10 protein-coding genes are annotated in these 6,441 nt (G+C 66.8%); 9 read left to right on the top strand and 1 reads right to left on the bottom strand.

Annotated features, from left to right (window positions below; all coding sequences use genetic code 11):
* From AB4Z32_RS15530 to AB4Z32_RS15495, 8 genes are all read left to right on the top strand, one after another.
* Positions 1–710 (top strand): flagellar hook-length control protein FliK (locus AB4Z32_RS15530; protein WP_442122754.1); only part of this gene is annotated, 710 nt, incomplete at its 5' end.
* Between the two features lie 21 nt (positions 711–731).
* Positions 732–1,193, top strand: coding sequence for a flagellar basal body-associated FliL family protein (locus AB4Z32_RS15525; protein ID WP_442122753.1), 462 nt, complete (start codon positions 732–734; stop codon positions 1,191–1,193).
* Between the two features lie 23 nt (positions 1,194–1,216).
* Complete coding sequence (locus AB4Z32_RS15520) at positions 1,217–1,948, top strand: FliA/WhiG family RNA polymerase sigma factor (RefSeq protein ID WP_442122752.1); 732 nt, start codon at positions 1,217–1,219, stop codon at positions 1,946–1,948.
* 25 nt (positions 1,949–1,973) lie between these two features.
* The gene (gene motA, locus AB4Z32_RS15515; protein WP_442122751.1) at positions 1,974–2,864 is read left to right on the top strand and encodes a flagellar motor stator protein MotA; all 891 of its coding nucleotides are present in this window, start codon (positions 1,974–1,976) and stop codon (positions 2,862–2,864) included.
* An 18-nt stretch (positions 2,865–2,882) separates the two neighbouring features.
* On the top strand, positions 2,883–3,839 hold the full coding sequence (locus AB4Z32_RS15510; protein ID WP_442122750.1) for a flagellar motor protein MotB: 957 nt from the start codon (positions 2,883–2,885) through the stop codon (positions 3,837–3,839).
* Between the two features lie 29 nt (positions 3,840–3,868).
* Entirely contained in the window at positions 3,869–4,138 is a 270-nt protein-coding gene (flgM, locus tag AB4Z32_RS15505; RefSeq protein WP_442122749.1) for a flagellar biosynthesis anti-sigma factor FlgM, read from the top strand.
* A 2-nt stretch (positions 4,139–4,140) separates the two neighbouring features.
* Entirely contained in the window at positions 4,141–4,569 is a 429-nt protein-coding gene (gene flgN / locus AB4Z32_RS15500; RefSeq protein ID WP_442122748.1) for a flagellar export chaperone FlgN, read from the top strand.
* Positions 4,556–5,290 (top strand): glycoside hydrolase family 73 protein, encoded by a 735-nt coding sequence (locus AB4Z32_RS15495; protein ID WP_442122747.1) that lies wholly within the window; start codon positions 4,556–4,558, stop codon positions 5,288–5,290. Before flgN ends, AB4Z32_RS15495 begins: the two co-directional genes overlap by 14 nt.
* Here the strand turns inward: AB4Z32_RS15495 and flgA are convergent.
* Positions 5,280–5,993: a flagellar basal body P-ring formation chaperone FlgA gene (gene flgA, locus AB4Z32_RS15490; RefSeq protein WP_442122746.1), complete on the bottom strand. Its 714-nt coding sequence runs from the start codon at positions 5,991–5,993 to the stop codon at positions 5,280–5,282. The genes AB4Z32_RS15495 and flgA overlap by 11 nt on opposite strands.
* A 76-nt stretch (positions 5,994–6,069) precedes the next feature.
* Between flgA and flgB the strand changes: the two genes are divergently transcribed.
* Positions 6,070–6,429 carry a flagellar basal body rod protein FlgB gene (gene flgB, locus AB4Z32_RS15485; protein ID WP_442122745.1) on the top strand — a complete coding sequence of 120 codons (360 nt, stop codon included), beginning with the start codon at positions 6,070–6,072 and terminating at the stop codon, positions 6,427–6,429.
* Positions 6,430–6,441 lie beyond the last annotated feature (12 nt).

Below are 6,441 nucleotides of genomic sequence, written 5' to 3'. Positions count from 1 at the left end.
CCGCAACACCGGACCGCGCCCTGGCCCTGCCGCAGGCAGCCGACGCGGTGTCGCCCCCGGCCGCGCGCCAGGTCCAGCCGGACGCCGTGCCGGCGGTGCGTTTCGCCGTCCATGCGCAGAACGACGGCGCCGCCGCAAATGCCGGCGGCCAGGATGCGGGCAGCGACCGTGGCGGCACCGGCAACGCTGCGCCGGCAAGTACGCCGGACCGCGCCGCCTTCGCCGGCGCGATCGCATCGCAGCCGGCGCCGACCGCAGCGGCCGCCGACACCGTCAAGCTGGCCGGCCCGCCGACCGCATGGCGCCAGAGCCTGCAGGAAGCGCTCGGCCAGCGCATGAACGTCCAGGTCGGCAATGGCATCGAGCAGGCCGTGATCCGGCTCGAGCCGCCGCAACTGGGCCGCATCGACATCGCGATCCGTCACAATGCCGGCGCGCTGGAAGTGAACATCTCGGCCTCCAACGGCGAGGTGCTGCGCCAGCTGCAGACCGTCAGCGACAACCTGCGCAGCGACCTGTCGCAGCGCCAGTTCACCGAGGTCGCCGTGACGGTCGTCCCAGCGCCGAAGAACGGCGCGGCGCCGTTCGGCGATCCGCAGCAGGGCCGCGGCCGCCGGCAGGACCGCGAGCAGGAAGACAATCAGCCCGGCCGCGCCCTGGCCGAAGCAGGCAACAACGCGTCCGCTTTCTCCCTGGGTGGACGTGACTAAGGTCAGACAACGATGAGCAAAATGAAAACAATCATCGCCATTGCCGGCGCCGTGATCCTGAGCGCCGCTGGCGCCGGTGGCGCCGTGTGGTGGTTCATGCCCAAGCCGGCCGTCGCCGCGGGCGCGGACAAGAGGGCAGCCGAGGAAAAGCCGAAGGCTGCCAAACCGATGAAATACGTCACCCTCGACAAGGTCATCGTGATGCTGCGCCGCGGCCCGAACGAAGACGAGAGCCACTACCTCTCGACCGACCTGGTGCTGGCCACCGAGCCGTCCAGGGAAAAGGAAACCAAGGAAAACCTGCCGCTGCTGCGCAGCCTGGCCGTGAGCACGCTGTCGAACTTCACGATGGCCGAGGCCTCGACCATGCCGGTCGAAAAATACGCGGCGCAGCTGAATCGCGCCTTCAATGCCGACTATGAGCGCAAGCATGCTGAAAAGCCGTTTGCGGAAGTCATGATCGGCAAACTGATCATCGAATAGCAGCCGGGGACAATGTGGGTTACATGACCGACTACGCCGACAGTTACGCCAGCACCGAGTACGCCGGCGCCGCCATGCACGCGGCGATGAGCGCAGCGGAGGAGCAGCGCCACCTGGTGGCATATGCGCCGCTGGTCAAGCGCATCGCACGCCAGCTCAACTCGCAGGTGTCGGGCGCGATGGGACGCGAGGACATGGAACAGATCGGCCTGATCGGCCTGCTGGAGGCGCTGCGCCGCTACGGCACGCCGGACACCGGCTTCGCCAGCTATGCCTCCTTGCGCGTGCGCGGCGCCATCCTCGACGAACTGCGCCGCCAGGACTGGCGTCCGCGCGCGGTCCGCCAGGACAGCCACAAGATGCGCGACGCCGTGCGCGCCCTCACCCGCAAGCTGGGCCGCGAGCCGAACGACCGGGAAGCAGCGGAAGCCCTCGGCATCGGCCAGGACGAATGGCGCCAGTTCCTGCTGGACGACGTCGCCGAGGAGCTGCTCAGCTTCGACGACGTGCTGCAGGAGTCGACCGATCGCGCCCAGAGCGCGCCGGGGCCGGAAGAACAGTTCATCGTGCGCCGCAGTCTCGAACAGGCCCTGAACGCCCTGTCCGAGCGCGAGCAGCGCGTGATCCAGATGATTTACGAATTCGAGCTCAGCTACAAGGAAATCGCGGCCGTGCTCGACCTGTCCGACGCCCGTGTCTGCCAGCTGAACAAGAGTGCGCTGGCCAAGATGAAAGCGGCGCTGGCCCAGGCCTGAACGACCAAACAAGAAAGGTAACAACATGCAAATCCTTGGCATCCTGATCGTGCTGGGCGCCGTATTCGGCGGCTTTGCCTTCATGGGCGGCACCGTCGGCGCCATCTGGCAGCCCATCGAAATGCTCATCATCGTCGGCGCCGCCGTCGGCGCCCTGGTGGTGGGCAATCCCAAGCACGTGCTGGCCGAGCTGCTGGTCCAGTTCAAGAAGATCATCGGCCGCCAGAAGCACGACTCGGAATTCCAGCGCCAGCTGCTGCTGCTGATGTACGAACTGCTGCAGACCGCCGCCGGCGGCCTGAAGGCGCTCGATGCCCACGTCGAGGCGCCCAAGGAAAGCCCGATGTTCCAGCGCTATCCGCTGATCCTCGAAGAGCCCAAGCTGCTGGCCTTCATCGTCGATAACTTCCGCCTGATGGCGATGGGTAAGATCAACGCCCACGAGCTGGAAGGCGTGCTGGAACAGGAACTGGACGCCATCCACGAAGAGCTGATGCAGCCCTCGAAGTCGCTGCACAAGATCGCGGAGGCGATGCCGGGCTTCGGCATCCTGGCCGCGGTGCTCGGCATCGTGATGACCATGAACTCGGTCGGCGGCGGCGCCGACACCGCCGAGATCGCGGAGCACATCGGCGCCGCGATGGTCGGCACCTTCATCGGCATCTTCTTCTGCTATGGCGTTCTGGATCCGATCTCCAACATGATGAAACAGCTGGTGAATTCGGAAGCGTCGACCATGGAGACCGTGAAGGTCGTGCTGTGCACCCACGTGGCCGGCAAGCCGCCGCTGCTGGCGATCGACGCCGGCCGCCGCCTGATCCAGCTGAACACCAAGCCGAGCTTCGCCCAGCTGGAAACCTGGATCAACGCCATGGCCGACGGCGAAGACGCCGGCGCCGCCAGGAAGCGCGCTTAAGGGACGGGGCGGACCAGCATGCAAGCAGCAAAAAAAGGCGAGAAGCACCTCGAGGAGACCATCGTCAAGCGTGGCGGCGGCAAGCAGCAGGACGACGAGCACGGCGGCGCGTGGAAGGTGGCATTCGCCGACTTCTGCATGGCGTTGATGGCGCTGTTCCTGGTGCTGTGGCTGATTGCCGCGCGCGAGGCCTCGGCCCTCAAGAGCATCGTGCGCGACAACACCGCGGCCGGCCTGATCGAAGGCAGCGGCGGCAGGCACGAGATCGCCGGGAATCCGAGCGGCAGCCTGATCGAACGCTTCCCGATGCCGAAGGCGAACGGCGGCGCGCAGGGGCCGGACGCCGGCGGCAAGGCCACCGCGCACACCCGTTATGAATCGCCGTCCGAGCTGGCGGCGCTGGCCCACGCCCTGCAGAAGATGAGCGCCGATGCCGGCCTGGCATCGAACCTGGCCACCGTGGTCACGCCGGAAGGCCTGCGCGTGATGCTGCACGATACCGACCGCCAGGGCATGTTCGTGCGCGGCAGCCCGATTCCCGTTGACCGTTTTTCAAAACTGTTGCGCGCAATGGCGCCGCTGTTCGAAAACATGGAAAATCAGATGCTGGTCGTAGGCCATACGGACTCCTTGCAGTACACTAGCAAGGACCCGAACAGCTACTCCAACTGGAGCCTGTCGGCCCATCGCGCGCTGGCTGCGCGCTCCCAGCTCCTGATCGGCGGCATGCGGAAGGAAAGCGTCCTGCAGGTGGTCGGCATGGCCGACCGCGCACCGGTCGATGCCGCCAAACCCGACGCCGCCGTCAACCGCCGTATCGAACTGCTGATCCTGACGACCAAACAGGCTGCCTCCATTACCGCGATGTTCGGTACGCCCGCCCAGACCGAAGACCTGAGCAAGGACGTGTCGATCACCAAGCCGGGCGAGGACGGGCTCAAGGAACTGCGCAGCCAATTGCCGAAGAAACCATGACGATTCAATCCAAACCCCGAGGATCCCGCATGAAGATCACAGGCGCCTCCACACCTTCCATCACGATCGCGCCGCAGGCCGGCGGCCCCGTGGCCGCTCCCGCCGCAGCCCCCGTCGCCGCCAGCGAAGCACTCGAATCGAGCGTGCTGCAGCCGGCGCAAAGCGCGCTGAAAGCCTTGCCCGACTTCGACGCCGCCAGGGTCGCCGAACTGCGCGACGCCCTGCAGAAGGGCGAGCTGCCCTTCGACGCCGGCCGCCTGGCGGGCCTGATCCAGCGCTTTCACGGCAGTCAGGGCTGACGATGGGCCGTCTGACCCGCGACCAGGCTGTCGCCCGCCTGCTGGACGGTATCCGGCACGACATGCAATCCTGCTCCGTCATCCGCGAGCTGCTGGAGCGCCAGTTCCAGGCCGCGCTGCGCCACCGCGCCGCCGAACTCGGCGCGCTGGCCGGCGAACTGATGCCCCAGCTCGACGCCATGGAACAGCGCCGCCAGCAGCGCGTGCAGCTGGTGCGCGCCCTGCACGGCGCCGCCGCCACCATGGACGACATGCTGAACGGCCTGCCGGCCGCGCAGCGCGGCCGCGCCACTGCCGACTGGCAGCAGCTGGAACAGCAGGTGCGCGACTGCAAAGAGGCCACCGCCCGCAACGGCAAGCTGATGGCCGACCAGTACACCGTGATGCAGCGCGTGCTGCACGGCGAGGACCAGCTCTATGCGCCAGACTGAATTCACCACTGGCTCGATCACGGCGACCGCGCCAACCGCGGCGACCCGCCCGACGGCGGGCATCGGCGGCGGTAGCGGCTTCGGGAACATCTTCGGCTCGGTCCAGGAAGAAGTCGCGTCCTTCATCCAGAACGGCAGCGGCGACAGCTTCGTTGGCGGCAGCGGTCGTGCGATGCTGAGCGCGGAAGGCAGCATATGGCAGGCGCGCGTCGGCCAGGCCGCCAACGCCATCGTCGGCGACGGCGGCGAGGCGTCGCCCGACCAGCAGGCTTTTTTGGAGAGCATCGCGCCGTGGGCAAAGGAAGCGGCCGACAAGCTGGGCGTCGCGCCCGAACTGGTATCGGCCCACGCCGCGCTGGAATCGGGCTGGGGCCAGCGCCCGCTGCGCAACGCCGACGGCAGCTCGAGCTTCAACCTGTTCGGCATCAAGGCCGGAAAGGGCTGGGCCGGCGACGTCGCCGAATCCGCGACTACCGAATACGTCGGCGGCGCAGCGCTCAAGACGAGCGCGCGCTTCCGCGCCTATCCGGACCAGGCCAGCGCCTTCCGCGACTACGCCCAGATGCTGATCGATAACCCGCGCTTCCGCGGCGCCCTGGGAGCCGGCAGCAACGCCCACGCCTTCGCCTCGGCGCTGGCCAAGGGCGGCTATGCAACCGATCCGGGCTACGCGGCCAAGTTGTCGCGGCTGGCCGGCAAGCTGCAGGGAATCAGCGGCTGAGCCCGCTATCGATGGGTTCGACGGTGCCCGGCCCGGCAACGCGCATGCGCACCACCTGGCCGCTGCCGGCGTTGCGCACCCGGACCACGGCGCCGCGCGCGCCGGCATCCATCGCCTCGCCGGCCGTGCTGACTTCGACGCCTTCGCGGCGCGCAATCATGAGTACTGCATCGCCGCGCTTGACCAGGACCGGCGCGCTGAGCTGCCCGCTGCGCAAAATGTCTCCAGGACGCAACATGCGGCGTGACATTTGTCCGACAGCTTCATCAGGCGAACTGATCGGATCGGCGATGTTGGAAATATCACGACGCTCGATCGTGACCTGCGCATCCGTCAAGGCTTCGTTGGCCGCGACCGGCGCCGCGGCGATGGCCACCATCGCCGTCACGCGGGCGCGGACGATGTACTCGTACCGCCATCCGGGGGTGTCATTACAGCGCGCCAGGAAGCGCATTCTCTGCGGAGAACGGGTGTCGAGCGCTTCGATGACGACGTTCTGGGCGCACGGCGGCGCGGCGCGGCTGGTAACGACGGCAACCTCGAATTGGGGCTCCGTCAAGCCGGCGGCGGCCATCTGCCGGTCGAGCTCGGCACGGGCGGCTTGTTCGATTTGCACCGGAATCGATTGCGTGGCGGCTTGTGCAAACGCACAAAATAATGCAAATGACGAAGCAACAAGGGTTGCCTTACGGAAAGCAATCATTAGACAATAGCGTCAGCGAAAAACCTGATTCTAACCAATCACACTGAAGTTCAAATAAAACCGGAGGTTTCTGCACATGACGATTAACTTCAAGGCCGCGCTCGGGGTGCATGCCGACGCGCTCGAGGTACGCGCCGAGCGCACCAAGGTGTTGGCCGCCAACATCGCGAACGAGAGCACGCCAGGCTTTACCGCGCGCGACCTCGACTTCGGCGCCATGATGCAGGAACGCCAGGATGCGGACAACGGCCAGCTGAGCCTCGGCGACGACTCGCCGCTGTATCGCGTGCCCTACCACCCCAGCGCCGACGGCAACACCGTCGAGATCGGCGTCGAACAGGCCGCGTTCTCGCAGAACGCCTCCGACTTCAATACCAGCCTCACCTTCATCAACATGCAGCTGCGTGGCCTGGCCAAGGCCATCAACGGCCAATAAGGGGCACGACCA

The sequence above is a fragment of the Massilia sp. 2TAF26 genome, assembly GCF_052115005.1.
Taxonomy (GTDB): domain Bacteria; phylum Pseudomonadota; class Gammaproteobacteria; order Burkholderiales; family Burkholderiaceae_D; genus Telluria.
This window is presented reverse-complemented; position numbering and strand designations above follow the sequence as displayed.